Below are 24,679 nucleotides of genomic sequence, written 5' to 3'. Positions count from 1 at the left end.
AAAAATGTCTGAACAGGTTGAACACCTAATCAGGAAAGAGTACGCCGCGGGTTTTCACACCGCGATTGATACTGATACTTTACCACCGGGTCTGAACGAGGACGTGGTGCGGTTTATTTCGGCTAAAAAAAATGAACCAGAATGGTTGCTTGAGTGGCGGTTACAGGCGTTTCGTGCGTGGTTAGAAATGGACGAGCCGAATTGGGCGCAGCTCAATTATAAGGCGCCAGACTATCAGTCAATTTCATATTTCTCGTCGCCAAAAAGTATGGAGGATCGACCGCAAAGTTTGGATGAAGTTGATCCGAAATTGTTGGAGACGTACGAAAAGCTTGGCATTCCTTTGCACGAGCAAGAAATGTTGGCAGGCGTGGCCATGGATGTTGTGTTTGACTCGGTCAGTGTTGTGACGACTTTTCGTGAAAAGCTATCCGAGGCCGGGGTTATTTTTTGTTCTATCAGTGAAGCGGTGGAGAAATACCCCGCGTTGGTGCAAAAGCATCTGGGCTCCGTTGTGCCGCAGAAGGACAACTACTTTGCCGCGCTTAATTCCGCGGTTTTTTCTGACGGCTCTTTTGTCTATATCCCCAAGGGTGTGCGTTGCCCGATGGAGTTGTCGACTTACTTTCGAATTAATGAGCAAAACACTGGCCAGTTTGAGCGAACTTTGATTGTTGCCGAAGAAGGCTCACACGTTAGTTACCTCGAAGGTTGCACCGCACCTATGCGCGACGAAAATCAGTTGCACGCAGCTGTGGTTGAGTTGGTGGCCAATGACAACGCGGAGATTAAATACTCCACGGTGCAGAATTGGTACCCGGGTGACGAAGACGGCAAGGGTGGTATATACAATTTTGTAACCAAGCGAGGCGTTTGTCATACCCGTGCCAAGATTAGTTGGACACAGGTAGAGACAGGTTCGGCGGTTACCTGGAAGTACCCGAGTTGTGTGTTGCGCGGTGATCACAGCGTTGGTGAATTTTATTCGGTGGCGCTGACCAATAATTATCAGCAGGCCGATACCGGTACGAAGATGATTCATATCGGCAAAAATACGCGCTCGACCATTATCTCTAAGGGAATATCAGCGGGTAAAAGTCAAAATACGTATCGTGGCCTGGTGCGGATGAATCCGGGCGCGGATGGGGCGAGAAATTATACCCAGTGTGATTCCTTGCTTATTGGTGATCGCTGTGGCGCACACACCTTCCCATATATCGAAAGTAAAAACCCATCGGCGGTGATTGAACACGAGGCGACGACATCTAAGGTCAGTGATGACCAGATGTTTTTGTGCCAGCAGCGTGGCTTAGATCCAGAGAAAGCTGTATCCATGATTGTTAATGGTTTTTGCCGTGAAGTTTTTAAAGAGTTACCTATGGAGTTTGCGGTCGAGGCCGGCAAGCTTTTGGAAGTGAGCCTAGAAGGTTCGGTAGGTTAAATTTTAATCGGCGCTTGCCGGTTCAGCTTGAGAACACTGATTATGTTGAGAATTGAAAATCTGTGCGCACGGGTCGAAGAAAAAGAGATTCTGAAGGGGCTTAATTTGCATGTTAAGCCCGGTGAGGTACATGCCATTATGGGGCCTAACGGTGCCGGTAAAAGCACGCTAGGCAGTGTGTTAGCCGGACGGGAAGCATTTGAGGTTACGGCGGGAAGCGTTGCCTTTCAGGGTAAAGATCTGCTGGATTTAGACGTCGAGGCGCGCGCTCATCTGGGCTTGTTTCTGGCTTTCCAATACCCGGTAGAAATTCCTGGGGTTAGCAATATGGAGTTTTTGAAATCCTCTGTTGATGCCGTGCGAAAAGCGCGGGGAAAAAGCGATCTGTCGAGTGTTGAGTTTATGAAGCTTGCTCGCGAAGCAAGCAAGAAAGTGAAGCTGGATCAGGCGTTTTTAAAGCGCGGCGTGAACGAAGGCTTTTCCGGCGGAGAGAAAAAGCGCAACGAAATTTTGCAAATGATGTTGCTCGAGCCAAGCCTGTGTATTCTCGATGAGACCGACTCAGGCTTAGATATCGATGCCCTGCAAACGGTCGCGGACGGGGTAAACGCAATGCGCAGCCCAGATCGCAGTTTCGTTGTTGTTACTCACTATCAGCGTTTGTTGGATTATATTGTTCCAGACTACGTTCACGTGTTGGCCGGTGGAAAAATTGTCAAATCCGGTGATAAGTCATTAGCCAAGGAGCTGGAAGCAAAAGGTTACAGCTGGTTGGACGGAGAGGTGGCTTAATGGGTGTATTGCAAGCCCGAGTGTTAGAGCTCGCTGCCATACAGAATGCGCCTGCTTGGCTGTCGGACCTGAGATATCAGGGGGGCGAGCGATTTGCCGCAGCGTCATGGCCGACGCGACGCACAGAGAATTGGAAATATACATCGCTCGCGGCTCTGGCAAAAAAAGATGTTGCTGCGGCGCACGCAGAGAGCGTTGAATTTAATGATCTGGCTATGATTGATGCCGATGCGTATCGACTGGTCTTTATAAATGGCGTGTTCTCTGAGAAACATTCTGATGCGCTGCCGCCACAGGTAACAACATTCGCGGCAGCTAGTGAAGAGCAGATTACTGTTGTGCAGCGCCACTTAGGGCGTTTGGCGGACAGCAGTGAACACCTCTTTGCTGCATTGAGTCAATCTGTACTTGAGCAGGGCGTACTGATTCACGTGGCGGCCGGTCAATGCTTGGATAAGCCTATTTACTTACTGAATTATTCCGCGGGAAAACAAGCGTGTCTTGCCAGTACCCGCAATTTAGTGGTTTTAGAGGAGGGCGCGCAGGCAGAAGTTTTTGAGCAATTTAACTCTGACGGTGATGAACAGTCGAATTTGGTGGCTTCGCAAACGGAAGTGGTGATTGGCAACAACGCCAAATTTAAGCACTACCGGCTTAATTTGGAGCGTGAGGGTATCACACACGCCGGCGGCGTATTCGTCGAGCTCGGCCGCGATGCTCTATACAGTGGGTTTGCGTTAACGAAAGGCGCCGTGCTTATTCGCAATGATTATGTATTGACTCATCGCGGTAGCGGTGCCCACGTTGAGTTGAACGGTGTGTATTTGCCGCGTGGCAAACAAGTTGTGGATTATCACACCAATATTCAACACTGCGTTCCTCATTGCACGAGTAGCGAAGTTTTCCGGGGTATCATTGGTGATCAGGCCAAAGCTGTTTTTAATGGTCGTATTCATATTCATCAGGATGCACAGAAAACGCTGGCGGAGCTGTCCAATAAAAATCTGCTCACGTCCAATAAAGCCGAAGTCGACACCAAGCCAGAGCTGGAAATTTACGCTGATGATGTGCGGTGTGCTCATGGCGCTACAGTGGCGCAGCTCAATGACGAGTCACTTTACTATTTGCAATCTCGCGGTATTGACCGCGAACAAGCACAAATCATGATGAGTTTCGGATTTATCAATGAATTGATTCAAAGTGTGGAAAATTCCGACGTGGTTGAGTTTTTGATGCCGATTCTAGCCGATCAGTTTGGCCGTAAAGAGTCGCTGTTGCAAATGGAGGCTGACGCGCTTGAATCACTTTGATGTCGGCGAGCTGCGGTCGCAGTTCCCTATATTACAGCAGCGAGTCAATGGTCAACCTCTGGTGTACTTAGACAATGCCGCTACCACACAGAAACCTGATTCTGTCATTGATGCCATTGCCAACTACTATCGCAATGACAATGCCAACGTACATCGTGGTGCTCATGCGCTCAGTGACAGGGCGACCGAAGTCTTTGAAAGTGCCAGGCAGAAAGTTGCCGAGTTTATATCGGCGTCATCGAAAGATGAGGTGCTGTGGACGCGAGGAACCACCGAGAGTATTAACCTGGTCGCTTCTAGCTGGGGTGGACAAAATTTATCGGCGGGTGATCGTATTTTAGTCTCGGCAATGGAGCATCACGCCAATATTGTACCGTGGCAGATGGTTGCCGAAAAGCACGGTGCCAGGGTTGAGCCCATTCCGGTTGATGCGGATGGCTCCATCAATATGGCGGCGTTTGTTAGTTTGCTCGATGAACGTGTAAAGATGGTGGCTGTCGGTCATGTGTCTAACGCGCTTGGCAGTATTAATCCTGTATCAGAGATTATTAGTTTGGCCCATGGCGTGGGTGCACGAGTACTGATTGACGCGGCCCAATCAATAGCACATTGGCCGGTAAACGTTGCTGAACTAAATTGTGATTTTTACGCCTTTTCCGCGCATAAGATGTTTGGCCCTACCGGCATGGGTGTGCTTTACGGAAAACGTGAGTGTCTGGAGAGTATGCCGCCCTATCAGGGCGGGGGAGAGATGATTGAAACGGTAAGTTTTGCCGGCACCACGTTCAATAAACTACCTTATAAATTTGAAGCGGGAACGCCCAATATCGCCGGGGCTGTAGGTCTGGCGGCAGCGGTGGAATTCCTGCAAGGGATCGACCGGACGGCGGCTGACCAGCATGAAACGCAGCTGCTCGCCCGTGCAGAGCAAGAGTTGGACGCATTGGGTGGTTATCAAATCGTCGGTAAAGCCTCGCAGCGTGTCGCTGTGCTGAGCTTTATCGGCGATTTCGCGCACCCGCAAGACATAGGTATGATCCTCGACAAACAAGGGGTGGCTGTTCGTACGGGTAATCACTGCGCCCAGCCAATTATGGATCAATTTGGGATTCCGGGAACGGTACGGGCAAGCTTTAGTCTCTACAATACGGTTGAAGATGTCGACAGACTGATTGCCGGGCTGGCGAAAGCCAAGATGTTTCTCGCATAAAATATGAAGAGGTTTGGGTATGAGTGTTGAAAGTTTTGACCCAGCGGACACCTCCTTGCTGGAAGTTACCAACGATGCAGCGGAGCATTTTAAGCAGCAATTGGCGCAAGATGCCAAAGGTGCCAATGCTGTTCGCTTGTCTGTAAAAGAAAGTGGCTGCACGGGTTACATGTACGTGTTGGATTTAGTGAGTGAACCGTCAACCACCGATAAAACGATGGCTTTAGGCAATGGGGTGACGTTGTTGATTGATCCTGCCAGCATTCCTGTGGTGCGTGGGACCTGTATCGATTTTGTTAGCCAGGGGCTGAATCGCCAGCTGGAATTTCGCAACCCCAATGCCCAGGATTACTGTGGTTGCGGCGAAAGTTTTAACATAGTCTAAGGATTACTATGGCGTTAGATCGAGAAATGGTGGTAACCCAAGCGGATTGCCCTGCGCGCCGTGTTCCGGATGGCACACCCGTCACAATACCTAAGGACACCTTTGTCACCATTACTCAGGCACTGGGCGGCAATTACACCTTGAGTTTTCAAGGGCAAATGGTGCGGGTCGACGGGTTAGATGCCGCGGCGATTGGTAAAGAACCCGAGCAGTTAAACTTTCAGGACTTAGGCGATGGCCAAATCCATGAAGAGCAGGTATGGGAGGCGCTTAAATCTGTATATGACCCTGAAATACCGGTCGACCTAGTAAACTTGGGTCTCATATACACCCTGGATATAGATCAAGCTTCAGGGCATGTAGGTATAGCAATGACGTTGACTGCGCCCGCCTGTGGAATGGGACCGGTTCTGGTTGGCGACGTTGAGTACCGCGTTGGCAGGGTGCCCAATGTGCGCGAGGTTGAGGTGGAGCTTGTGTTTGACCCTCCCTGGAGTCGCGATATGATGAGCGAAGAGGCTCAGTTAGAAACGGGCATGTTTTTTTAGGCTGGAGTCGAAATGACTGAGTTTGGTGTGGACGTAAGTGCCGAGGATATTATTGATACCCTGGGCTTTTTTGATGACTGGGAAGATCGATACAAGTACATTATTGATCTCGGCAAAGAGCTGCCGGCACTGCCGGAATCGGCCAGGACAGAGCAAAATTTAGTCAGGGGCTGTCAAAGTCAGGTTTGGCTCGACAGTAGCCTAAAGCAGGGAAAGATGTACTTTGGCGCCGATAGCGACGCCTTTATCGTCAAGGGGTTGTTGGCCATTGTCCTCGCTGCATACAACGGCAAAACGCCAACAGAAGTAAACGCCTTCGATATTGATGCGTATTTCAACGATTTGAGCTTGCTGAGCCACTTGAGTTCAACACGCGGCAACGGTTTAAAGTCCATGGTAGAGCGGATTCAGGCAGAGGCGACTGAGGCCCTGTAAAACCCTGCTAAACGTGTGGAATTGATATAAAAATACCCAAAACCCGCGTATAATTCGCGGGTTTTGGGTATATAGGATGGGCCAATCGGCCTTGGATTGGAATTATTGGAGTGCCAGATGGCCGTAGAACAGACTTTATCGATCATCAAGCCCGATTCTGTGGGCGACAACAACATAGGCGCAATAATCGCGCGTTTTGAAGAAGCGGGTCTTCGTCTCGCTGCGTTGAAAATGATTCAGTTGACCAAAGCGCAGGCGGAAGGCTTCTACGCAGAGCACAAGGAGCGGCCATTTTTCCCTTCGTTGGTGGAATTTATGACATCTGGTCCGGTATGCGTTCAGGTACTTGAAGGTGAAAATGCCATCGTACGGAACCGCGACCTAATGGGTGCTACTAACCCGGAGGAGGCCGCTGAAGGTACAATCCGCCGCGATTTCGCCACGGCAGTTAGTGCCAATGCCGTGCATGGCTCTGATTCCGCGGAATCCGCCAAGCGCGAAGTGGCATATTTTTTCAGTGCCGATGAGATTCATACACGCTGGGCGTGAAGGTGTAAGTAATGACTGATGTAATTCAACAAGCTCCGTCAACGAATCCGCTAAAAGTAAACCTATTGGGTTTAACCGAGGCGAAATTGGTGGCGTTTTTTGAGCTATTGGGGGAGAAGCGGTTTCGTGCAGCCCAGGTGCTTAAATGGATTCATCAGTTGGGCGCCGACAACTTCGATGAGATGACCAATATCAGTAAGGCGTTGCGCGAAAAGCTAAAAGAGCACTGTGAAATTCGTGCGCCTGAAGTTTTGCGTCAGTTGGATTCGACAGACGGCACCCGAAAGTTCTTAATTGAAGTGACCGGTGGCAGCGTTGTAGAAACAGTTTTCATTCCTGACGGTGAGAGAGGCACGCTGTGTGTTTCCTCTCAGGTTGGCTGTTCGCTTGATTGTAGCTTTTGCATGACGGGTAAGCAGGGGTTTAACCGGGACCTAACCGCAGCGGAAATTATTGGCCAGGTTTGGATTGCAGCGAAATCATTTGGTCAGCTAGAAGCCGGTGGGCCACGCAAAGTGACCAATGTGGTCATGATGGGCATGGGCGAGCCCTTGATGAATTTCGACAATGTTGTCGACTCCATGAATTTGATGATGCACGATAATGCCTATGGCATCTCCAAGCGCCGTGTGACTCTAAGTACTTCCGGTGTTGTTCCTCAGTTGGATAGACTGGGTCAGTATACCGATGCCTGCTTAGCGATCTCACTGCATGCACCCAATGACGCATTGAGAAACGAATTGGTGCCCATCAACAAAAAATATCCTATCGCCATGTTGCTGGAGTCGGCGCAGCGTTACATTGAAGGGTTACCGGACACTCATCGTAAGATCACAATAGAATATACGTTAATCGATCATGTGAACGATCGTCCGGAGCATGCTCGGGAATTGGCCGAGTTGCTGCGAGATGTTCCTGTGAAAATTAATTTGATTCCTTTCAATCCATTTAACCTTTCGAATTATAAGCGAGTCAGTAACAATGCTATGCGCCGCTTTCAGGATATTCTGATGCAGGAAGGGTACATTACGACTGTGCGAACCACCCGGGGTGACGATATTGATGCCGCTTGCGGTCAGCTCGCGGGGGAGGTTAACGACATTACTAAACGTTCACAGAGGTACAAAGCACAGTTTTCCGAAGTGGAGCCGGTTACCATAGTCAATTAATAATAATACTTTGAGTGGGTGACTTATATGACAGGCATAATGCGAACGACATTATATTTTGCAGGGCGAGCTCTTGCTGCTTTGATGTTGGTAAGCCTTTTGAACGCGTGTATTAGCACTCAGGAGGCGTCCAAGTATCAGGTCGATGAAGCGAAAGCGCTGGACAGTCACGTCACTTTAGCGTTGAAGTATATCGAAGGAAAAAATCGAGAGTCGGCGCGCCATCATTTGCGTAAGGCGATGGAAATAGATCCTCGTTCGGTTGAGGCGAACTATGCTCTGGCGATGCTGTATCAGCTCGAAGGTGAAATGGATTTAGCGGACAACCAGTTTGAAAAGACCTTGCGATTGGATAGCAGCTACTCCCGCGCCCGAAACAACTACGGTGCTATGCTTTTTGATGAAGGACACTATGAGGCAGCATTTAAGCAGTTTGACTTGGCGGCCAAGGACCTGGACTATGATGCCCGCCCTCAGGCGCTGGTTAATCTTGGACGCACCGCGCTTAAATTAGGCAACACCAAGAAGGCAGAATCTGCCTTCGAACATGCCGCCCGATTGGCACCGGCTATGGCGGTGGTGAAGTACGAACTTGCCGAACTGAATTTTGCCAAAGGCGAGTACAAAGTGGCCAAACAATACTTGGATGCTTACGAACAAATCGCTCGCCCGGCACCGCAAACTTTATTGTTGGGCATAAAAATGGAGCGCGTGTTTGGCAACAGCGATAGAGAAGCGAGTTATGCTCTGTTGTTAAAAAACAAATATCCGTATTCAAAAGAATACCTTGAATACAAAAGTATGCTGGAGCAGTCAGAGAAGTAATGTTGGAATCACCGCATTCAAGCGAGCAGAGCTTGGGGAAGGCGCTGGCGGAAGCCAGAATACGTCAAGGGAAGTCTTGTGAAGAAGTGGCTCGGGCACTGAATATACAGCCGGATAAACTTAAGGCGCTGGAAGAGGATCAATATGACAAACTTTTCTCTCCGGTCTTTGTGCGAGGTTATATTCGAAGTTACGCGAAAATGTGTGGTGTTGACAGCGAGCCATTGATCGCGTTGTACGACGCTAACCATGACGCAGCGGAAGATCAGCCGCCTTTAATTAACGATTCTCTTAACGTCAAAATGAAAAATAAGCGGGCCAAGTGGCCTGCAAGAGTATCGTTAATTGTAGGTATTATTGCCTGTTGGGCTCTGGCCTATTGGTATTTCGGTAGTGCAGAACCTGAACCTACCGCACCCGCTTCGACGGAGCAGGAGGCGCAGAGCGAGCAATCGAGTGCTGCCACGTCTTCCGTGTCGCAAAAAAGGTTTAGTGCTGCTGAAGAGGATGATTTGGCAAAGCCATTGCGGAACGATACTGAGCCAGCCGCTGACGGTTCGCCCGCAAGTAAACTGCCCGAGGAATCAGCAGTCGATCAGGCGCAAACCAGCACAATGGAAGAGATACAGTCGCCCATTGAGACAAACGTTGTGGAAAGCGTCGAGGTGGCTGAATCGCAAGAGCCCGACGCAACCGCTCAGGATTCATTGGTTATGCATTTTACCGAAGATTGTTGGGTTAGCGTGGCCGATGCTGCAGGTGACGTAATCGTAGCGGAGTTGCGTACAGCCGGAACAGTGCTGTCACTGACCGGTCGCGGGCCGTTTGATATTACCTTGGGTAATGCCAAGGCAGCCGATGTTTTAGTCAATAGTTTGCCAGTAGCTATACCCAACTCTGGCAATGATAACGTCGTTCATTTTAGTACTGATCGTACCCTGTAGGGGATTAATTATGCAGCGACCTTCTCCGATTAAACGACGGCAATCCAAGCAGATTATGGTTGGAAATGTGCCCGTTGGTGGTGATGCGCCTATTGCGGTGCAAAGCATGACTAACACGGAAACGTGTGATGTCGAGGCAACGGTTGAGCAAGTTAATAGAATAGCCACAGCAGGCGCTGACATTGTTCGGGTGTCGGTTCCGTCAATGGAGGCGGCTGAGGCATTTGGTGAGATTCGCAAGCGCGTTGACGTCCCATTAGTCGCTGATATCCATTTTGATTATCGCATTGCGCTTCGCGTTGCGGACTTGGGCGTCGACTGCCTGCGAATTAATCCAGGCAATATTGGGCGCGAAAAACGCATTCGCGCCGTGGTCGATAAGGCCCGGGACCTCAATATCCCTATTCGCATCGGTGTGAATGCAGGCTCGTTAGAGAAAGACATTCAAAAGAAATACGGTGAGCCCACGCCGCAGGCGTTGGTGGAGTCGGCCATGCGTCACGTCGATATTTTGCTGGGTCTCAACTTCGATAATTTTAAAGTCAGCGTAAAGGCTTCGGATGTGTTTATGGCCGTCGATGCCTATCGACTGCTCGCTAAAGAGATTGAGCAACCGCTGCATTTAGGCATTACCGAAGCAGGTGGCCTGCGCGCCGGTACGGTAAAGTCAGCGGTTGGCTTAGGCGCGCTTTTGCTGGATGGAATTGGCGATACGATTCGTATTTCACTGGCGGCCGATCCGGTCGAAGAGGTCAAGGTTGGCTGGGATTTATTGAAAAGTTTGAAGCTGCGCAATAAAGGGGTGAATTTTATTGCGTGCCCCAGCTGCTCGAGGCAAAACTTCGATGTGATTAAAACCATGAATGAGCTGGAGCAGCGCGTAGAAGATATCACTATTCCACTGGATGTCGCCGTCATTGGTTGTGTTGTCAATGGGCCGGGTGAGGCCAAAGAAGCTGATCTTGGCTTGGCCGGAGGTACACCCAGTAATTTGGTTTATGTCGATGGCAAGCCTGACAGTAAGTTGACCAATGAAGGATTGGTGGATGAGCTGGAACAGCTGATTCGACGAAAGGCTCAAGAAAAAGAGCAGAGTGAACAACTCATTATCGCTCGCTCATAATTATTAAACTGTGTATTAAGGTGTTCGATTGAAAAAAATTCAGGCCATCCGTGGTATGAACGACACGCTGCCCGAGGACTCACTCTTGTGGCAATATCTGGAGAGTGTCATTAAGCAGACTTTGGCGGGTTTCGGCTATCGCGAAATCCGTTTTCCTATTATGGAAAAAACGGAGTTGTTTAAGCGTTCAATTGGGGAGGTGACCGATATAGTCGAAAAAGAAATGTACACCTTTCTCGACCGTAATGAAGAAAGTCTAACCCTGCGCCCGGAGGGGACTGCGAGCTGCGTGCGCGCCTGTGAAGAGCACGGTTTGCTCTACAATCAGACGCAGCGACTTTGGTATATGGGACCTATGTTCCGGTATGAAAAGCCGCAAAAAGGTCGTTATCGTCAGTTTCACCAAGTCGGTATCGAAACCTATGGCTTAGATGGCCCTGATATCGACGCAGAGCTGCTGTTGCTGTCTTTCGAGCTGTTTAAGAAGCTGGGTCTGGATCACTGTGTTGAGCTGCAAATTAACTCGCTGGGCAGTGAAGCCGCCAGGGCTGAATTCCGTAACGCACTTGTGGCGTATTTGCAGGACCACAAAGATGCGTTGGATGAAGACAGTCAGCGCAGGCTCGAAACCAACCCGTTGCGTATTCTGGACAGCAAAAGTCAAAGTACACAGCGCCTGTTAGATCAGGGCCCAAGCTTAGAAGATTACCTCGATACGGAATCCCGCCAACATTTTGCCGAGCTGACGCAACTGTTAGATGCCTGCGCTGTCCCATACAGCATCAATCGTCGGTTGGTAAGAGGTCTGGACTACTACAGTCGTACTGCTTTTGAGTGGGTAACCGATAAGTTGGGCGCACAGAGTGCCGTGTGCGCCGGCGGTAGATATGATAATCTCGTCGCCCAGTTAGGCGGTAAAGCAACGCCAGCGGTAGGTTTTGCCATTGGTCTGGAGCGCTTGTTATTGCTGTTGCAAGCTGAGGCTGAGCTGCCGGCACTGAAAACCGTGGACGTCTATATGGCGGCTGTAGGTGATGTGCAGTCGGCGGCTCTGGGTTTGGCGGCAAGAGTGCGCCATGCTTTGCCGGAGTTAAAGCTGTTTATGCACTGCGGTGGCGGTAGCTTTAAAAATCAGCTCAAAAAAGCTGACAAAAGTGGCGCCGATGTGGCGCTTATTCTCGGTGAAGATGAGGCCGCGGCCAATACTATTGCCGTCAAATTTTTACGCGAAGACAGGCCACAACAAACTTTGTCGCAAGGTGATGTGATCGACCTGTTGGCCGGCTTAATTATTAAGAACTGATTCTGGTTAGGAGACAAGTGTGAGCGACCATTTAACAGAAGAAGAACAAATTGAGAATCTGAAAAGGCTGTGGAAAGAGTACGGTACCAGCGTTATTGCCAGTGTCGTGGTTGCCTCGGCGGGCTATTTTGGCTGGAATTATTGGCAAGGCGCTGAGCAGCGCAAAGCCGAAATAGCTTCTGAGTATTACGAGCAAATACTGGTCGCGGCGCAATCAGATGCCGCCGCTGAAGGCGAGGCCGAGGCGGCTGGAGCCACAGTCGATCATTTGGCAGGCCAAATTCGAGACACTAAACCCGATAGCTTCTACGCTGCTCAAGGCGCGTTCTTCAGCGCTAAGAAAGCGGTCGAGAGTGGCAATCTGGAGCAGGCTGTCAGTGAATTAGAGTGGGTGTTGGCGAATGTATCTGACCCCGCACTACTGCAAATTGCTCGTTTACGTTTGGCCCGGGTGCAGGCCGAGCTAGGTGAATTTGCTGCGGCGTCAGAGCAGCTCAGTGGTCAACCACTTGTCGGCTTTGAGTCTGAGCATGCCGAAGTGCAGGGCGATGTGTTGCGTTTGAGTGGCGATAAAGCTGCAGCGCTAACAGCGTATGAAAAGGCTCTGGAGAAATTTGCCGGCGCAAATCAACAGCGTCAGGTCGTTCTGCAAATGAAGATTGACAATGTGAAGCCAGAATCTGCGTTGGAGGAGCCCTCTGCATGAGATTAGTTCCTATCGTCGCTCTCGCTTTTGTTTTATCCGGTTGCTCATTGTTTGGTTCCAAAGACGGCACCGAGCCGATGGAACTGGTTGATTTCGAACCAACAATCGATGTGGATCGGCTGTGGCAGCGAGATGTTGGCGCAGGACAAGGCGCGGGATTTACGACTTTGACGCCCGCTTTTGCTGAAAATCTTGTGTACACCGTCGACTATCAAGGTGAGCTAACCGCTCTAGATCGTATGACGGGCAAAGTAGCCTGGAAGCGCGACCTTGATGAGCCTATCGCTGGCGGCGTTGGGCTTGGCGCTGATCAACTGCTACTGGGAAGTGACGAAGGCGAAATTGTAGCCTTAACGCTCGACAGCGGCGAAGAGCTTTGGCGTACCCCACTATCGGGTGAAGTAACTTCGGTGCCGGCAGGCAACGCTGATGTCGTCGCTGTGCAAACGCTCGACGGCCGGCTGAATGTGCTGAATGCTGAATCGGGCGAATTATTGTGGTTTTACGATAATCCGCCGCCTAAGCTGACATTGCGCGGTCGACCAACCCCCGTTTTAACGGACTCGGCCGTTTACGCCGGTTTTGCGAACGGTCGACTGATGGCTTTCAACCCGCAAAATGGTCTGATTTTGTGGGAGCAGCGGGTGGGTTTACCCAAAGGCCGCTCAGATCTGGAGAAGATGGTCGATATCCACGCAACACCGCTGCTGCAAGACGGCATTTTATATGTTGGTGGATTTCAAAGTCGACTAATGGCTATTACCCGTGCGACCGGCAGACCACTGTGGTCAGCTGATGCATCCATTCACCAGCCTGTGTGGATGAGTGCAGGTGAGCTCTTTGTTGCCACCGAGCAGAGCGCAGTTGTCGCCTACAATGCGGCCAGTGGAGCGGAAATCTGGAAGAATGAACAAATGTTACGGCGACAGCTGATAGGCCCGGTGGTTGTGGGGGGCTATATCGCAGTGGCTGATGAAGAGGGCTATATTCATTTTATGGACCGAAGTGATGGCAGCTTTGTTGACCGGTTACGTATCGACAGTTCAGGCACCCGTGCGCCTATGTGGAGCGACGGAGAAAGGCTTTATGTTCTTGCCAATGATGGTACTTTCGCCGCTTACACGATAGACGACTAATATTTTATGCCGCCCATTCCGGGCGGCTTGTGGTAGACACTCAATACTATGATCCCAGTAATCGCACTTGTCGGCAGGCCTAATGTCGGTAAGTCCACTATGTTTAATCGTCTCACCCGCACCCGCGACGCAATTGTTGCCAATCATGCGGGTCTTACCCGCGACCGTAAATATGGTGAGGGTCGGGTTGGCGATCACCGTTTTATGCTAATCGATACCGGCGGTATTAGCGGTGAGGAAGAGGGTATTGATTCTGAAATGGCCAACCAGTCACTGCAGGCCATGGACGAAGCCGACATAGTATTGTTTATGGTGTCGGCGCGCGATGGTTTACTGGCGGCCGATCACCTTATTGCCAAGCAGTTACGTCAGCGCGGTAAGCGTGTGTATCTGGTGGTGAACAAAATTGATGGTCATGACCCGGACATGGCACTCGCACCCTTTTTTGAGCTTGGCTTGGGTGAAGTGTTTGCGACAACCGCGACTCACGGCCGCGGTGTAACAAGCATGATGGAAGAGGTGCTGGAGCAATTGCCAGCGCCCGAACCGATCACTGAAGCCCAGCCTAAAGGGATTAAGATGGCTATAGTGGGACGGCCCAATGTCGGCAAGTCTACTTTGGTGAATCGCATGCTCGGGGAAGAGCGGGTCATTGTTTACGATCACCCAGGTACTACTCGAGATAGCGTTTACATCCAATATGAACGTTTTGATAAGCCCTATACTATCATCGATACTGCCGGCGTCAGACGTCGTAAAAACGTATCGGCAACGGTAGAGAAGTTTTCCATTGTTAAGACGTTGCAGGCCATTGATGACGCCAATGTTGTTATCTTGGTGATTGACGCTCAAGAAGGCATTGTTGAGCAGGACCTACACTTAATGGGGACTGTCATTGATGCCGGCCGGGCGTTGGTGATCGCGCTGAATAAATGGGATGGCCTTGACGAGGCTCATAAGAAGTTTGTGAAGAACGAGCTTGATCGCCGCTTGCGATTTGTTGATTTCGCCAATACACATTTTATTTCAGCGTTACACGGCACAGGTGTTGGCAATTTATACAAGTCAGTTGAGGAGGCTTATCACAGTGCCACTGACAAGCTGTCAACGAGCTTCCTGACTCAGGTCCTACAAGACGCAATCAGTGAGCATCAGCCTCCAATGATTAATGGCCGGCGTATAAAGCTTCGCTATGCTCACGCCGGTGGCAGTAATCCTCCCATCATTGTTATTCACGGTAATCAAACCGCGAAGGTGCCTGCTCATTATGTTCGCTATTTGGAAAAAACCTATAGACGAGCGTTAAACCTGCGTGGAACGCCGGTTCGCGTTGTGTTTAAATCATCCGACAACCCTTTTTCTGATCGTAAAGAGCCCGTGCCTCAGCGAAGCGCTCGCCGCGCTCCACGCAAGGGCGGTAAGTCATAGACTTATTTGTGAATCCCTTTCTTTTAATTGGTGGTGCTTTAACCGCTGGCCTTTTTCTACAGTTCACCCGTTTGGCGGGTGACAACACCGCAGCCCGCCTTAACGCTTACGTCATCTACTTTGCACTTCCGGCGCTGGTGTTACTGGAAATCCCCAGGTTAAGCTTTGATGTAACCTTGGTGCTACCGGTAGTGGTATCCTGGGTTGTAATGATTGTCACTGCTCTTGGTGTACTGATTGCGGGGCGAGTTTTTAGGTGGTCTCGCTCGGTTGTGGGCTGTTTACTGTTGCTACTGCCGCTGGGCAATACCGGTTTTGTCGGTATTCCTTTGATTGACGCACTGGTCGGTAAAGAAGGTATTGGGTATGCCATTCTTTACGATCAGTTTGGGACGTTTCTCGCTTTAAATACTTTTGGTGTTGCAATTGCGGTTGGCTTTGCCGGTGGCCACAGCTCGGCATCCTATATTGTCGGCCGAATATTGCGATTTCCTCCTTTTGTCAGTTTAATTCTGGCTTTACTTTGCGCCGTAAGCGGTTGGGGCTACCCACAGTGGCTGGTGCACGCTCTGTCTTGGTTGGCTTGGAGTCTTGTGCCGGTGGTTATGGTGGCTGTAGGTATAGGTTGGCAGCTCAAACTCGAGTCGAATTACCTGAAGATTTTTATTGGGGCAATGCTTACTTTGCTCATTGTAAAGCCTGCAATTGCTTTTTGGGTTTCAAAACTTATGGCAGGCGAAGGTATCGCGCATACGGTTTCGGTGTTGGAAGCGGGTATGCCCGCAATGATTTCCGCGGGCGTCTTAGCGATGCGCTATCAGCTTGCGCCTAAGTTGGCAGCGTCACTGGTGGGGTACAGTTTGCTATTGGGTATTCCGACCTTGCTGTTTTGGCGCTGGCTCTTATTGCACTCATAGGGGTGAATTGGGTTTAAGTGTTAGTGTGCTGATGCCAAAACGGCTGGCCAATTGTTGGCGTACTGGGGCTCGCCGTTTGCCGCTGCTGCATAAGCCCCGCTCGATAAGCGTCGCGCCCAGCGTTAATTGCGCCTTTGAAGCTTGAGGCCATCAGTATTGGGTCGCGCGCCTTTGCCACCGCGGTATTCAAAAGTACCGCATCGAAGCCCAGCTCCATTGCATCACATGCCTGTGACGGTGAGCCTAAACCTGCATCAATAATTAATGGGCAGTCAAATCGCTCGCGAATGGATTTCAGTGCATAGCGATTGAGCAGGCCGCGCCCGGTACCGATTGGGGCTCCCCAAGGCATCAGTACTTGGCAGCCAGCCTCGCGCAGTCGCTGACAAAGTATTAAATCATCTGTGCAGTATGGGAGTACGCAAAAGTCTTGCGCAATCAATTCTTGGGCGGCTTCTAACAGCTGAAACGGGTCCGGTTGTAAGTTGTAATCGTCGCCAATAACCTCGAGCTTTATCCAGTTAGTGTTAAAAATTTCTCGTGACATTAACGCAAGATTTATAGCTTCTTTAGCCGATTTGCAGCCTGCGGTATTGGGCAATAGTGTGCAGCCAGTTGAGCGAATCATTTGCCAGAATCTCTCGCCATCGCCGTTCTCTGGATTTTGCCGCCGCAATCCCAAGGTTAATATTTCGGCGCCTGATGCGCTAACAGAATCCAGCATTTGTTGTGGGGAATCATAAAGAGCTGTGCCAAGGAGAAAGCGACTTTGAAACGACTGGCCGTATAGCGTGAGGCTGTCTTTCGCTAAAGTTTTAATATGGCTCATTAGCCCCCTCCTACGGGTCGCACGATGTCGATGCAGTCGCCATCATTTAGTTTTGTGGTTGTATAGGTAGAGCGCGGCACGAACTCGCCATTTATTGCGCATGCAAAATGTTCGACTTCTCCGCAATGACTTTGCCAAAGGCTCAGCGCATCGGTCAGTTTTGCGGAGCACTTCAGGTCATAGCTTTCGGCGTTTATGACCACTCTAAGGCTGTTAGATTTCATAGACGGCCTGTCGGTTGGTGAGGGGTGGGGCGGATAATTTTTCACAGGCGTAATTATTATTACCCGCGACAATACTGATTGTTTGCTCTACAACCAGAGGTGCTAGTAAGTAACCGTGGCGATAGAGACCATTGGCGATAACAAGTCCGGGTTCCGTAGTGACCTGGGGTAGGTTATCGCGAAAGGCGGGGCGCAAATTTACCCCGGCTTCGAGAACGCGCGCCTCGGAAAATGCCGGAGCAATTGTGTAGACAGCACTCGCCAGCTCCAGTGATGACTGAAGGGATATGGGCGATACATCTTCGCTTTCCAGTTGCGTCGCGCCGACGACAAAGCGGTGCTCTGGCTTGGGTACAACGTAGAGCTGATAGCGCGGATGCATTAATCGAATAGGGCGGCGTAGCGAAATTTCGCGAGTGTGCAGGTGCAGTGTTTCACCGCGTACCCCACGCAGCTGCCCGAGTTGTGAGCGGGCACCGGCGCCACGGCAGTCAATCACCCAGTCGTATCGATAGATCTTGTCCGATTGGGTTTCAGAGATTTCTCCCGGCCCTACATTCACGTCCGTATTAAAATTGAACGTAACTTGTTGTGTTGCCAGTATTGCGTCGAGTCTGTTGAGCAGTTGGCGATTGTCGAGGTGGGCCTCCGGGTTGATCCACAAACCTTTCTCGAAGCTTTTGCTTAAATGGGGTTCTAGCTCCGCTATCGCATTTCTGTTCAGTGATTTGATGTTTAGTGACTCGTTGTCGCGCAATGCCCGGCAGTCGTGGTTAAACTGTTCCAGTTCGGCGGAGTCTTGCGGGTGTGCCAACACTAAGCTGCCACCGTGGTGAAGGGCGTTGGTTAAGTTCAAGCTTTGACACCAGAGGGACCACTGCTGAATGCTCTCTATGCCCGCCATCAGCACGTTACTGTTCAAGGATGATGCGGCCTCACTGATGGGCGCTAGCATGCCCGCAGCGGTATAAGCGGCGCTGGTATCGCGTTCCGGTGGACGTTTATCGTATACCACGACCTTGTGGCCAAGTAAGCTCAGTTGCCAGGCAAGTAAGCGACCCAGCAGCCCGCTGCCAGCAATGGCAATTTGGAGGGGCGGTGTAAGCTGCATTTTGCCTCGCAAGTCGGAGGCTGGGCGGAGAGACACCGATAGAGCGCTCGGTGTGACTTGTTTCCTCCGCAGGTTCCAGCCTGTTCAGGTTCAACGGGTTCGGTCGTACCGATCTCAGCCTCCGAATCGCGTCAATACGACCAAGGCACCCCGACAAGTGCGGTCAATATAATGGGATTACCCGTCGCTTGCAATAACCTCGCAGTGTAATCGCCCCCGACCGAGTCGGGCGTTGATGTGCTCGCCTGGTTGCACCTGATTGTAATCTTTAACCAGTCTACCTTCACCATCAGTGATGGCGGCGAAGCCTCGCTCGAGGGTTGCCAGTGGGCTGACGCTATCGAGAACCCGCATTTGTTCGTGAAGTGACTGCCGGCTGGTTTGTAATTTATGACCGATAGCTCTCTTAAGCTCGGTCTGCAGGGTAATTACCTCACGCATACGCGTGCCAATGAGCTGATTTGGGCTGCTTCGCCGCAGCCGGGCAAGCAGTGACGCAAATTGCTGCTGTTGCCGCTCCTGTTGCTCGCGTACGTTCCTCACCATTCGGGCTTCGAGGTGGTCGAGTTGCTGCGCTTGATGTCGTAACTTCTCACCCGGATGGCGCAGCCTTTGGCCTAGAGCCTCCAGGCGCTGCTGCTGGCGCTGCAGCTCACCTGTGACTGCCCTGGTCAGGGCATTTTCTTGCACGCGTATTTTGTCGACTAAAGCCTGCGTGTCAGGCACCAACAGCTCTGCGGCCGCGGAGGGGGTCGGTGCTCGGTGGTCGGCAACAAAATCGGCGATTGTAAAGTCAATTTCGTGACCAACAGCGCTGATAATAGGCAGCTTGCATTCGAAAATCGCTCGCGCCAGCGACTCATCATTAAAGGCCCAGAGGTCCTCAATGGAGCCGCCGCCGCGAGCCAAAATGATTGCGTCGAACCAAGTGGATTGTTGAGCTTGTCGCAGTGCATTGATGATGGCGGGAGCCGCTTGCTCGCCTTGCACAGGTACGGGGATTACCGTGATGGCCTGGCCTGGATAGCGCCTATGGGCGACCGACAGGATATCCCTAATAGCCGCACCCGTTGCGGAAGTTATAACCGCGATGTGTTGGGGATGGGAGGGCAAGGGTAGTTTGTGTTCGGGCGCGAACAAACCTTCGCAATTAAGGCGCAGCTTGAGGGCTTCAAAGGCGCGCTGCAAGGCGCCCAGGCCTGCTTCCTCCATGTGTTCAGCGATAAGCTGATAGTCGCCGCGACCCTCGTAAATGCTCACGCGAGCCCTAATGAGTACTTGCGCGCCATGATCAGGGGTAAATTTCACCAACTGATTGCGGTTGCGGAACATAGCGCAGCGCACCTGAGCTTGATCGTCTTTAAGGGTGAAATACCAATGTCCGGAACTTGGGCGGGCTAAATTGGAAATTTCCCCCTCTACCCATACCATTGGCAGGTGTGTCTCCAATAGCTGCCGGCAAGCGCGATTGAGACGACTAACGCTTAGGATGTCACGCGCATTTTGGTTGGCAGCAGTGGTAGTCATGTCGTTGTTGTAGGTCATGGTGCCATTGTATCAGAGGGGGTTCGCTGCGAGATTGAAGATTGTCATAAAAATAAAATAATTTCAGTCAGTTAGAGGCCTTAGGGGCATAATATGTGGTTTACCTGAGGTGGGTTTGTGGGCTATAATTCCGCGCTTATTTTTCCCAAGCGAAAAGGTTGGAGTTCTATGTTGCGAATCGCTGAAGAAGCTCTCACGTTTGATGATGTATTGCTGGTTCCCGGATATTCTGAGGTAACCCCGAAAGACGTGTCTTTGAAAACTCAATTGACCCGCGGTATTGCACTGAACATCCCTCTGATTTCGTCCGCGATGGATACAGTGACCGAGTCTCGCCTGGCTATCGCAATTGCACAGGAAGGTGGCATTGGCATCATCCACAAAAGTATGCCTATTGAGCAACAAGCTCAACAGGTGCGCGCGGTCAAAAAATACGAAGCCGGTATGGTGAAAGACCCTATCACCATCGAGGCCAATGCCTCTATCAGCGAGCTATTGCAGCTGACCAAGTCCAATAATATCTCAGGTGTACCGGTGTTGGAGAAGGGTGATCTGGTCGGCATAGTGACCGGCCGCGATGTGCGCTTTGAATCCAACATGGATGCGCCTGTGTCATCGATTATGACGCCAAAAGAAAAGTTGGTGACGACTCTTGAGGGCGCCAGCCCCGATGAAATTCGCGCGCTTTTGCACAAACACCGAATTGAAAAAGTGCTGGTGGTGAACGAAGCCTTTGAGCTGCGCGGTATGATTACCGTTAAAGATATTAACAAGGCTGAGCAGTTCCCCTATGCCAGTAAAGACCCGGAAGGCCGCCTGCTGGTTGGCGCCAGTGTTGGGACAAGCGCTGATACCGACGATCGGGTTAAAGCACTCGTTGATGCCGGTGTTGACGTATTGGTGGTCGATACTGCTCACGGCCACTCCAAAAACGTTATCGAACGCGTGCGCGATATTAAAACTAAATTCCCGGATGTGCAGGTCATCGGCGGTAATATCGCAACTGCAGCGGCGGCCAAAGCCCTGGCGGATGCCGGAGCCGATGCCGTTAAGGTAGGCATTGGTCCTGGCTCCATTTGTACTACCCGAATTGTTAGTGGGGTGGGTGTGCCTCAGGTTTCCGCTATTGCCAATGTGGTGGCAGCGCTGCAAGGTTCCGGTGTTCCGGTTATTGCTGATGGTGGCGTGCGTTTCAGCGGCGATTTGGCCAAGGCTATTGTCGCCGGCGCCAATGCGGTGATGATGGGCTCAATGTTTGCTGGTACCGAAGAGGCGCCGGGTGAAGTTGAGTTGTATCAGGGGCGCACCTACAAGGCGTATCGCGGTATGGGTTCTCTTGGCGCGATGTCACAAACTCAGGGCTCCTCCGATCGCTATTTCCAGGATGCCAGTGAGGGGGCCGAAAAATTGGTGCCCGAGGGCATTGAAGGTCGCGTACCCTACAAAGGCCCACTGAGCGCCATCGTACACCAAATGATGGGTGGGCTGCGGTCGGCCATGGGCTATACCGGCAGTAAAAATATTGAAGAAATGCGGACGCAACCTCAGTTTGTACGAGTGACCTCGGCCGGTATGGGAGAGAGCCATGTGCACGATGTGCAGATTACTAAAGAGGCTCCCAACTATCCCATCAGCGGTCGCTAAGATACCCAAGTTAAGCGATTACAACCCCTGTGCTTGCAGGGGTTTTTCTTTCCCAAACAGTACAACGGAACATCAATGACTCAGGATATTCACGCTCAGCGTATATTGATTCTCGATTTTGGCTCGCAATACACCCAGCTGATTGCCCGGCGCGTGCGCGAGGTGGGTGTCTACTCAATTATTCGCGCCTACGATATGACCGAGCAAGAGATTCTGGAATTTGATCCCAGTGGGATTATATTGGCCGGCGGGCCAGAGTCAGTGACCGCTGAAAATTCGCCTCGTGCGCCCGAGGTGGTGTTTAGTTTGGGCATTCCTGTGCTGGGCATTTGCTATGGGATGCAAACCATGGCCGAGCAGTTGGGTGGCAAAGTGCAGGGATCAAACCTGCAAGAATTTGGTTATGCGCAAATTCAGGTTGAAAGTGCGGGCCCTCTGTTGGACGACATTAAAGACCACATTGGTGCCGATGGTGGTGCGCTGTTGGATGTGTGGATGAGCCACGGTGATAAAGTCATCAGCATACCTGAAGGCTTTAAAGTAATGGCGTCGACGCCGTCGTGCCCAATCGCGGGTATGTACTCGGAGGAAAAAGAGTTTTACGGCCTGCAATTTCATCCCGAGGTTACACACACGCTGCAAGGTAAGCGAATCTTTGAGCACTTTGTGCTGAAGCTTTGCGGCTGTGAAGCCTTGTGGACACCAGCCAACATTGTAGAAGATGCCGTCGTCAAAGTTCGCGAGCAAGTAGGCACCGATAAGGTGTTGCTTGGGTTGTCTGGCGGGGTTGATTCGTCCGTTGTTGCAGCTCTTTTGCATAAAGCAATCGGCGATCAGTTGACGTGTGTTTTCGTTGACAATGGCTTGTTGCGCAAGGCCGAAGGCGATCAAGTGATGGATATGTTCGCCAAGAATATGGGCGTGCGTGTCATTCGGGCAGATAAAGAAGATCTGTTTCTCGGTCGACTGGGCGGAGAAAACGATCCCGAGCGCAAGCGAAAAATTATTGGCAATACTTTTATTGAAGTCTTCGATGAAGAAGCGACCAAAATTCGCAATGTTAAATGGTTGGCGCAGGGGACAATCTACCCTGATGTGATCGAATCAGCGGCGGCCAAAACAGGCAAGGCTCACGTAATCAAGTCCCACCATAATGTAGGTGGTTTGCCGGATGATATGGCGCTGGAGCTTGTCGAGCCACTGCGCGAGTTGTTTAAAGATGAGGTTCGCGCTATTGGTCTTGAATTAGGTCTACCGTACGATATGGTATACCGCCACCCATTCCCAGGGCCAGGTCTTGGTGTTCGAATTCTCGGCGAAGTGAAAAAAGAGTACGCCGAGATTTTACGCGAAGCCGATGCGATTTTTATTGAAGAGTTGCATAACGCGGATTGGTATCACAAAACCAGTCAGGCATTTGCCGTGTTTCTGCCAGTTAAATCGGTCGGTGTGGTAGGTGATGGCCGTCGTTACGAGTGGGTTATTGCATTGCGAGCGGTAGAGACCATCGATTTCATGACCGCACGCTGGGCACATCTGCCGTACGAACTGTTAGAGAAAGTGTCCAACCGTATCATTAACGAAATATCCGGTGTTTCTCGGGTAACCTATGACGTATCGAGCAAGCCTCCCGCAACCATTGAGTGGGAGTAGGGGGCTGAAGTTTTTAGTCCGTTGTGTGGCGCTGCTTTTGTGTGGCGCTTTACTGACCGCTTGCGGGCAGTTGCTATCCGGTCATGTATATACTGAGCTGCCCACCTTAAAGCCTGGTAACTACAGGCTAGATCCTCATCACACCACTGTTCTATTTAAGGTTGAACACTTGGGTATATCGTCCTTTGTGGGGCGGTTTAATCAGAGTCAGGCAACCCTCAATTTCGTCGATTCAGATCCTGCTGCCAGTACCATTGTTGCCGACGTCGAAATAAATTCGTTAGATGTGAATCGTCCCGACTTTGCGCAAACGTTAGTAAGTTGCGACTGGTTGTGCTCGGAGGAGCATCCCGTGGCGCGATTTCAATCCCGTGGGCGGGCTAACGTTGATGGCTCGTTATTGATCTTTGCTGGCGATCTGACATTTCGGGGCGTAACTAATCCCGCAACGCTTGCGGTAACCATTAATGGCGCAACAACCAATCGGTTAACGGGCGATTACACGCTAGGATTTGAGGCAAAGTTGGAGTTTTTACGCTCGAGATTTGGCATGGATAAGTTTATTCCCGCAGTTGGCGACAACGTCCAAATCGAAGTGTTTGCCGAATTTATTCGCCAATAAGTTCAATCCCGTCGGGCTTGATGACGATCAGCCTTTGTTTGTAAAGCGCTCCCAGCGCTTTTTTGTAGGTACCTTTACTGACATTAAATGTCTTATAAATGTCGTCGGGGTTGGCGCGATCGCCCAGTTCCGAGTGACCGTTATTACTGCTTAAATGGTCCAGAATTTTCTGTTGAAGTCGGTCGCGGCCTTTGTCGCCGACCGGTTGTAGGCTGATATCAATTTTGCCGTCACGACGAACTGCCTTAACGTAGCCTTTGGTTTTTTCTCCGTAGCATAGCGGTTTAAACGCGTCATCTCGGAAGATAAGGCCTAGGTGCCGGTGATTAATAACCGCTTTAAAGCCCATATCACTTCTACCGCAAATCAGTAGGTCAACAGCTTGTCCGACTTTAAGTTCAGTGCCGGTTTCGTTTAGGTGCCTGCTGAGCCTGGAAGAGCCAACCACCCGCTCTGAATAGGGATCCAAATACAGGGTGACTACATAGGAGCGGTCAATTTCGAAGCGTTTGTGCTGCTCGTTAAACGGCACCAGCAAGTGCTTGGGCAGCCCCCAGTCAAGGAAAGCTCCGGCATCATTTATGTCCACAACTTTTAATAGAGCGCTTTGGCCGACTGTCGCCTTGGGTCTTAGGGTTGTTGCAACAGGTATATCCTGGCTGTCGTGATGTATGAAAACATCGACAGACTGCCCCAGCCCCATCTCTTCGGTTACATATCGTTTGGGCAATAATACCTGGCCCAGTTCCCCCGCGTCTAAATAAGCGCCGAAATCTACGAATTTGACGATAGGAAGCTGGTCGTACTGTCCGATTGAGGCCATGAGCGGT

At 51.0% G+C, this 24,679-nt stretch carries 25 protein-coding genes and 1 riboswitch; of the genes, 20 read left to right on the top strand and 5 right to left on the bottom strand.

The genetic code is table 11. From position 1 onward, the window contains the following. Nucleotides 1-4 precede the first annotated feature (4 nt). The 17 genes from sufB (at nucleotide 5) to QWI17_RS04610 (ending at nucleotide 16,221) form a co-directional block, all read left to right on the top strand. Nucleotides 5-1,441, top strand: a complete 1,437-nt coding sequence (gene sufB / locus QWI17_RS04690) for a Fe-S cluster assembly protein SufB (RefSeq protein WP_302721351.1) — start codon at nucleotides 5-7, stop codon at nucleotides 1,439-1,441. 42 nt (nucleotides 1,442-1,483) lie between these two features. Beyond that, nucleotides 1,484-2,233 carry a Fe-S cluster assembly ATPase SufC gene (gene sufC / locus QWI17_RS04685; RefSeq protein WP_302721350.1) on the top strand — a complete coding sequence of 250 codons (750 nt, stop codon included), beginning with the start codon at nucleotides 1,484-1,486 and terminating at the stop codon, nucleotides 2,231-2,233. Further along, a complete protein-coding gene (gene sufD / locus QWI17_RS04680) occupies nucleotides 2,233-3,543 on the top strand; it encodes a Fe-S cluster assembly protein SufD (RefSeq protein WP_302721349.1) in 1,311 nt (436 codons plus the stop codon). Before sufC ends, sufD begins: the two co-directional genes overlap by 1 nt. Further along, on the top strand, nucleotides 3,530-4,753 hold the full coding sequence (locus tag QWI17_RS04675) for an aminotransferase class V-fold PLP-dependent enzyme (RefSeq protein WP_302721348.1): 1,224 nt from the start codon (nucleotides 3,530-3,532) through the stop codon (nucleotides 4,751-4,753). Before sufD ends, QWI17_RS04675 begins: the two co-directional genes overlap by 14 nt. A 19-nt stretch (nucleotides 4,754-4,772) precedes the next feature. Then, nucleotides 4,773-5,138, top strand: coding sequence for a HesB/IscA family protein (locus QWI17_RS04670; protein WP_302721347.1), 366 nt, complete (start codon nucleotides 4,773-4,775; stop codon nucleotides 5,136-5,138). Between the two features lie 8 nt (nucleotides 5,139-5,146). Next, complete coding sequence (sufT, locus tag QWI17_RS04665) at nucleotides 5,147-5,686, top strand: putative Fe-S cluster assembly protein SufT (protein ID WP_302721346.1); 540 nt, start codon at nucleotides 5,147-5,149, stop codon at nucleotides 5,684-5,686. Between the two features lie 12 nt (nucleotides 5,687-5,698). Continuing rightward, on the top strand, nucleotides 5,699-6,121 hold the full coding sequence (locus QWI17_RS04660; protein ID WP_302721345.1) for a SufE family protein: 423 nt from the start codon (nucleotides 5,699-5,701) through the stop codon (nucleotides 6,119-6,121). 117 nt (nucleotides 6,122-6,238) lie between these two features. Next, complete coding sequence (gene ndk / locus QWI17_RS04655; protein ID WP_302721344.1) at nucleotides 6,239-6,670, top strand: nucleoside-diphosphate kinase; 432 nt, start codon at nucleotides 6,239-6,241, stop codon at nucleotides 6,668-6,670. An 11-nt stretch (nucleotides 6,671-6,681) separates the two neighbouring features. Then, on the top strand, nucleotides 6,682-7,839 hold the full coding sequence (gene rlmN / locus QWI17_RS04650; protein ID WP_302721343.1) for a dual-specificity RNA methyltransferase RlmN: 1,158 nt from the start codon (nucleotides 6,682-6,684) through the stop codon (nucleotides 7,837-7,839). Between the two features lie 27 nt (nucleotides 7,840-7,866). Beyond that, nucleotides 7,867-8,664: a type IV pilus biogenesis/stability protein PilW gene (gene pilW, locus QWI17_RS04645; protein ID WP_302721342.1), complete on the top strand. Its 798-nt coding sequence runs from the start codon at nucleotides 7,867-7,869 to the stop codon at nucleotides 8,662-8,664. Beyond that, the gene (locus tag QWI17_RS04640; RefSeq protein WP_302721341.1) at nucleotides 8,664-9,608 is read left to right on the top strand and encodes a helix-turn-helix domain-containing protein; all 945 of its coding nucleotides are present in this window, start codon (nucleotides 8,664-8,666) and stop codon (nucleotides 9,606-9,608) included. Before pilW ends, QWI17_RS04640 begins: the two co-directional genes overlap by 1 nt. Nucleotides 9,609-9,618: 10 nt before the next feature. Then, nucleotides 9,619-10,731, top strand: a complete 1,113-nt coding sequence (gene ispG, locus QWI17_RS04635; protein ID WP_302721340.1) for a flavodoxin-dependent (E)-4-hydroxy-3-methylbut-2-enyl-diphosphate synthase — start codon at nucleotides 9,619-9,621, stop codon at nucleotides 10,729-10,731. Between the two features lie 28 nt (nucleotides 10,732-10,759). After that, a complete protein-coding gene (gene hisS, locus QWI17_RS04630; RefSeq protein WP_302721339.1) occupies nucleotides 10,760-12,034 on the top strand; it encodes a histidine--tRNA ligase in 1,275 nt (424 codons plus the stop codon). A 19-nt stretch (nucleotides 12,035-12,053) separates the two neighbouring features. Beyond that, nucleotides 12,054-12,740, top strand: coding sequence for a YfgM family protein (locus QWI17_RS04625; protein WP_302721338.1), 687 nt, complete (start codon nucleotides 12,054-12,056; stop codon nucleotides 12,738-12,740). Beyond that, on the top strand, nucleotides 12,737-13,876 hold the full coding sequence (bamB, locus tag QWI17_RS04620) for an outer membrane protein assembly factor BamB (protein WP_302721337.1): 1,140 nt from the start codon (nucleotides 12,737-12,739) through the stop codon (nucleotides 13,874-13,876). Before QWI17_RS04625 ends, bamB begins: the two co-directional genes overlap by 4 nt. A gap of 48 nt (nucleotides 13,877-13,924) precedes the next feature. Next, nucleotides 13,925-15,304, top strand: coding sequence for a ribosome biogenesis GTPase Der (gene der, locus QWI17_RS04615; RefSeq protein ID WP_302721336.1), 1,380 nt, complete (start codon nucleotides 13,925-13,927; stop codon nucleotides 15,302-15,304). A gap of 8 nt (nucleotides 15,305-15,312) precedes the next feature. After that, nucleotides 15,313-16,221, top strand: coding sequence for an AEC family transporter (locus QWI17_RS04610; RefSeq protein WP_302721335.1), 909 nt, complete (start codon nucleotides 15,313-15,315; stop codon nucleotides 16,219-16,221). Between the two features lie 13 nt (nucleotides 16,222-16,234). Here the strand turns inward: QWI17_RS04610 and QWI17_RS04605 are convergent, their stop codons facing one another. From QWI17_RS04605 to xseA, 4 genes are all read right to left on the bottom strand, one after another. Further along, nucleotides 16,235-17,050, bottom strand: coding sequence for a thiazole synthase (locus QWI17_RS04605; RefSeq protein ID WP_302721334.1), 816 nt, complete (start codon nucleotides 17,048-17,050; stop codon nucleotides 16,235-16,237). Next, nucleotides 17,050-17,274: a sulfur carrier protein ThiS gene (gene thiS / locus QWI17_RS04600; RefSeq protein WP_302721333.1), complete on the bottom strand. Its 225-nt coding sequence runs from the start codon at nucleotides 17,272-17,274 to the stop codon at nucleotides 17,050-17,052. Before thiS ends, QWI17_RS04605 begins: the two co-directional genes overlap by 1 nt. Continuing rightward, a complete protein-coding gene (locus QWI17_RS04595) occupies nucleotides 17,264-18,385 on the bottom strand; it encodes an FAD-dependent oxidoreductase (RefSeq protein WP_302721332.1) in 1,122 nt (373 codons plus the stop codon). Before QWI17_RS04595 ends, thiS begins: the two co-directional genes overlap by 11 nt. Before the next feature lie 44 nt (nucleotides 18,386-18,429). Continuing rightward, nucleotides 18,430-18,548: riboswitch (TPP riboswitch) on the bottom strand. Nucleotides 18,549-18,562: 14 nt separating this feature from the next. Beyond that, a complete protein-coding gene (xseA, locus tag QWI17_RS04590; protein ID WP_370659581.1) occupies nucleotides 18,563-19,912 on the bottom strand; it encodes an exodeoxyribonuclease VII large subunit in 1,350 nt (449 codons plus the stop codon). Nucleotides 19,913-20,098: 186 nt separating this feature from the next. Here xseA and guaB point away from each other — a divergent pair, with 186 nt between their 5' ends. From guaB to QWI17_RS04575, 3 genes are all read left to right on the top strand, one after another. Beyond that, nucleotides 20,099-21,574 (top strand): IMP dehydrogenase, encoded by a 1,476-nt coding sequence (guaB, locus tag QWI17_RS04585; RefSeq protein WP_302721330.1) that lies wholly within the window; start codon nucleotides 20,099-20,101, stop codon nucleotides 21,572-21,574. Nucleotides 21,575-21,649: 75 nt separating this feature from the next. After that, nucleotides 21,650-23,227, top strand: a complete 1,578-nt coding sequence (guaA, locus tag QWI17_RS04580) for a glutamine-hydrolyzing GMP synthase (protein ID WP_302721329.1) — start codon at nucleotides 21,650-21,652, stop codon at nucleotides 23,225-23,227. A gap of 25 nt (nucleotides 23,228-23,252) precedes the next feature. Next, nucleotides 23,253-23,849 carry a YceI family protein gene (locus tag QWI17_RS04575; protein WP_302721328.1) on the top strand — a complete coding sequence of 199 codons (597 nt, stop codon included), beginning with the start codon at nucleotides 23,253-23,255 and terminating at the stop codon, nucleotides 23,847-23,849. On the opposite strand, the gene QWI17_RS04570 is transcribed toward QWI17_RS04575, so the two are convergent. Beyond that, nucleotides 23,836-24,672: a CvfB family protein gene (locus tag QWI17_RS04570; protein ID WP_302721327.1), complete on the bottom strand. Its 837-nt coding sequence runs from the start codon at nucleotides 24,670-24,672 to the stop codon at nucleotides 23,836-23,838. The two genes, QWI17_RS04575 and QWI17_RS04570, sit on opposite strands and share 14 nt — an antisense overlap. Between the last annotated feature and the right edge of the window lie 7 nt (nucleotides 24,673-24,679).

The sequence above is a fragment of the Gilvimarinus gilvus genome, from assembly GCF_030518155.1.
In the GTDB taxonomy this organism is placed as follows: Bacteria; Pseudomonadota; Gammaproteobacteria; order Pseudomonadales; family Cellvibrionaceae; genus Gilvimarinus; species Gilvimarinus gilvus.
The sequence above is the reverse complement of the archived record's forward strand: the minus strand, read 5'-3'. Positions and strand labels throughout refer to the sequence as shown.

What these genes read in the sequence shown, in the direction of transcription:
- sufB (WP_302721351.1), top strand. Translation starts at nt 5, where the DNA reads ATGTCTGAACAGGTTGAACACCTAATCAGGAAAGAGTACGCCGCGGGT.
- sufC (WP_302721350.1), top strand. Translation starts at nt 1,484, where the DNA reads ATGTTGAGAATTGAAAATCTGTGCGCACGGGTCGAAGAAAAAGAGATT.
- sufD (WP_302721349.1), top strand. Translation starts at nt 2,233, where the DNA reads ATGGGTGTATTGCAAGCCCGAGTGTTAGAGCTCGCTGCCATACAGAAT.
- QWI17_RS04670 (WP_302721347.1), top strand. Translation starts at nt 4,773, where the DNA reads ATGAGTGTTGAAAGTTTTGACCCAGCGGACACCTCCTTGCTGGAAGTT.
- sufT (WP_302721346.1), top strand. Translation starts at nt 5,147, where the DNA reads ATGGCGTTAGATCGAGAAATGGTGGTAACCCAAGCGGATTGCCCTGCG.
- QWI17_RS04660 (WP_302721345.1), top strand. Translation starts at nt 5,699, where the DNA reads ATGACTGAGTTTGGTGTGGACGTAAGTGCCGAGGATATTATTGATACC.
- ndk (WP_302721344.1), top strand. Translation starts at nt 6,239, where the DNA reads ATGGCCGTAGAACAGACTTTATCGATCATCAAGCCCGATTCTGTGGGC.
- rlmN (WP_302721343.1), top strand. Translation starts at nt 6,682, where the DNA reads ATGACTGATGTAATTCAACAAGCTCCGTCAACGAATCCGCTAAAAGTA.
- pilW (WP_302721342.1), top strand. Translation starts at nt 7,867, where the DNA reads ATGACAGGCATAATGCGAACGACATTATATTTTGCAGGGCGAGCTCTT.
- QWI17_RS04640 (WP_302721341.1), top strand. Translation starts at nt 8,664, where the DNA reads ATGTTGGAATCACCGCATTCAAGCGAGCAGAGCTTGGGGAAGGCGCTG.
- ispG (WP_302721340.1), top strand. Translation starts at nt 9,619, where the DNA reads ATGCAGCGACCTTCTCCGATTAAACGACGGCAATCCAAGCAGATTATG.
- bamB (WP_302721337.1), top strand. Translation starts at nt 12,737, where the DNA reads ATGAGATTAGTTCCTATCGTCGCTCTCGCTTTTGTTTTATCCGGTTGC.
- der (WP_302721336.1), top strand. Translation starts at nt 13,925, where the DNA reads ATGATCCCAGTAATCGCACTTGTCGGCAGGCCTAATGTCGGTAAGTCC.
- QWI17_RS04605 (WP_302721334.1), bottom strand. Translation starts at nt 17,050, where the DNA reads ATGAGCCATATTAAAACTTTAGCGAAAGACAGCCTCACGCTATACGGC.
- thiS (WP_302721333.1), bottom strand. Translation starts at nt 17,274, where the DNA reads ATGAAATCTAACAGCCTTAGAGTGGTCATAAACGCCGAAAGCTATGAC.
- QWI17_RS04595 (WP_302721332.1), bottom strand. Translation starts at nt 18,385, where the DNA reads ATGCAGCTTACACCGCCCCTCCAAATTGCCATTGCTGGCAGCGGGCTG.
- xseA (WP_370659581.1), bottom strand. Translation starts at nt 19,912, where the DNA reads ATGACTACCACTGCTGCCAACCAAAATGCGCGTGACATCCTAAGCGTT.
- guaB (WP_302721330.1), top strand. Translation starts at nt 20,099, where the DNA reads ATGTTGCGAATCGCTGAAGAAGCTCTCACGTTTGATGATGTATTGCTG.
- guaA (WP_302721329.1), top strand. Translation starts at nt 21,650, where the DNA reads ATGACTCAGGATATTCACGCTCAGCGTATATTGATTCTCGATTTTGGC.
- QWI17_RS04570 (WP_302721327.1), bottom strand. Translation starts at nt 24,672, where the DNA reads ATGGCCTCAATCGGACAGTACGACCAGCTTCCTATCGTCAAATTCGTA.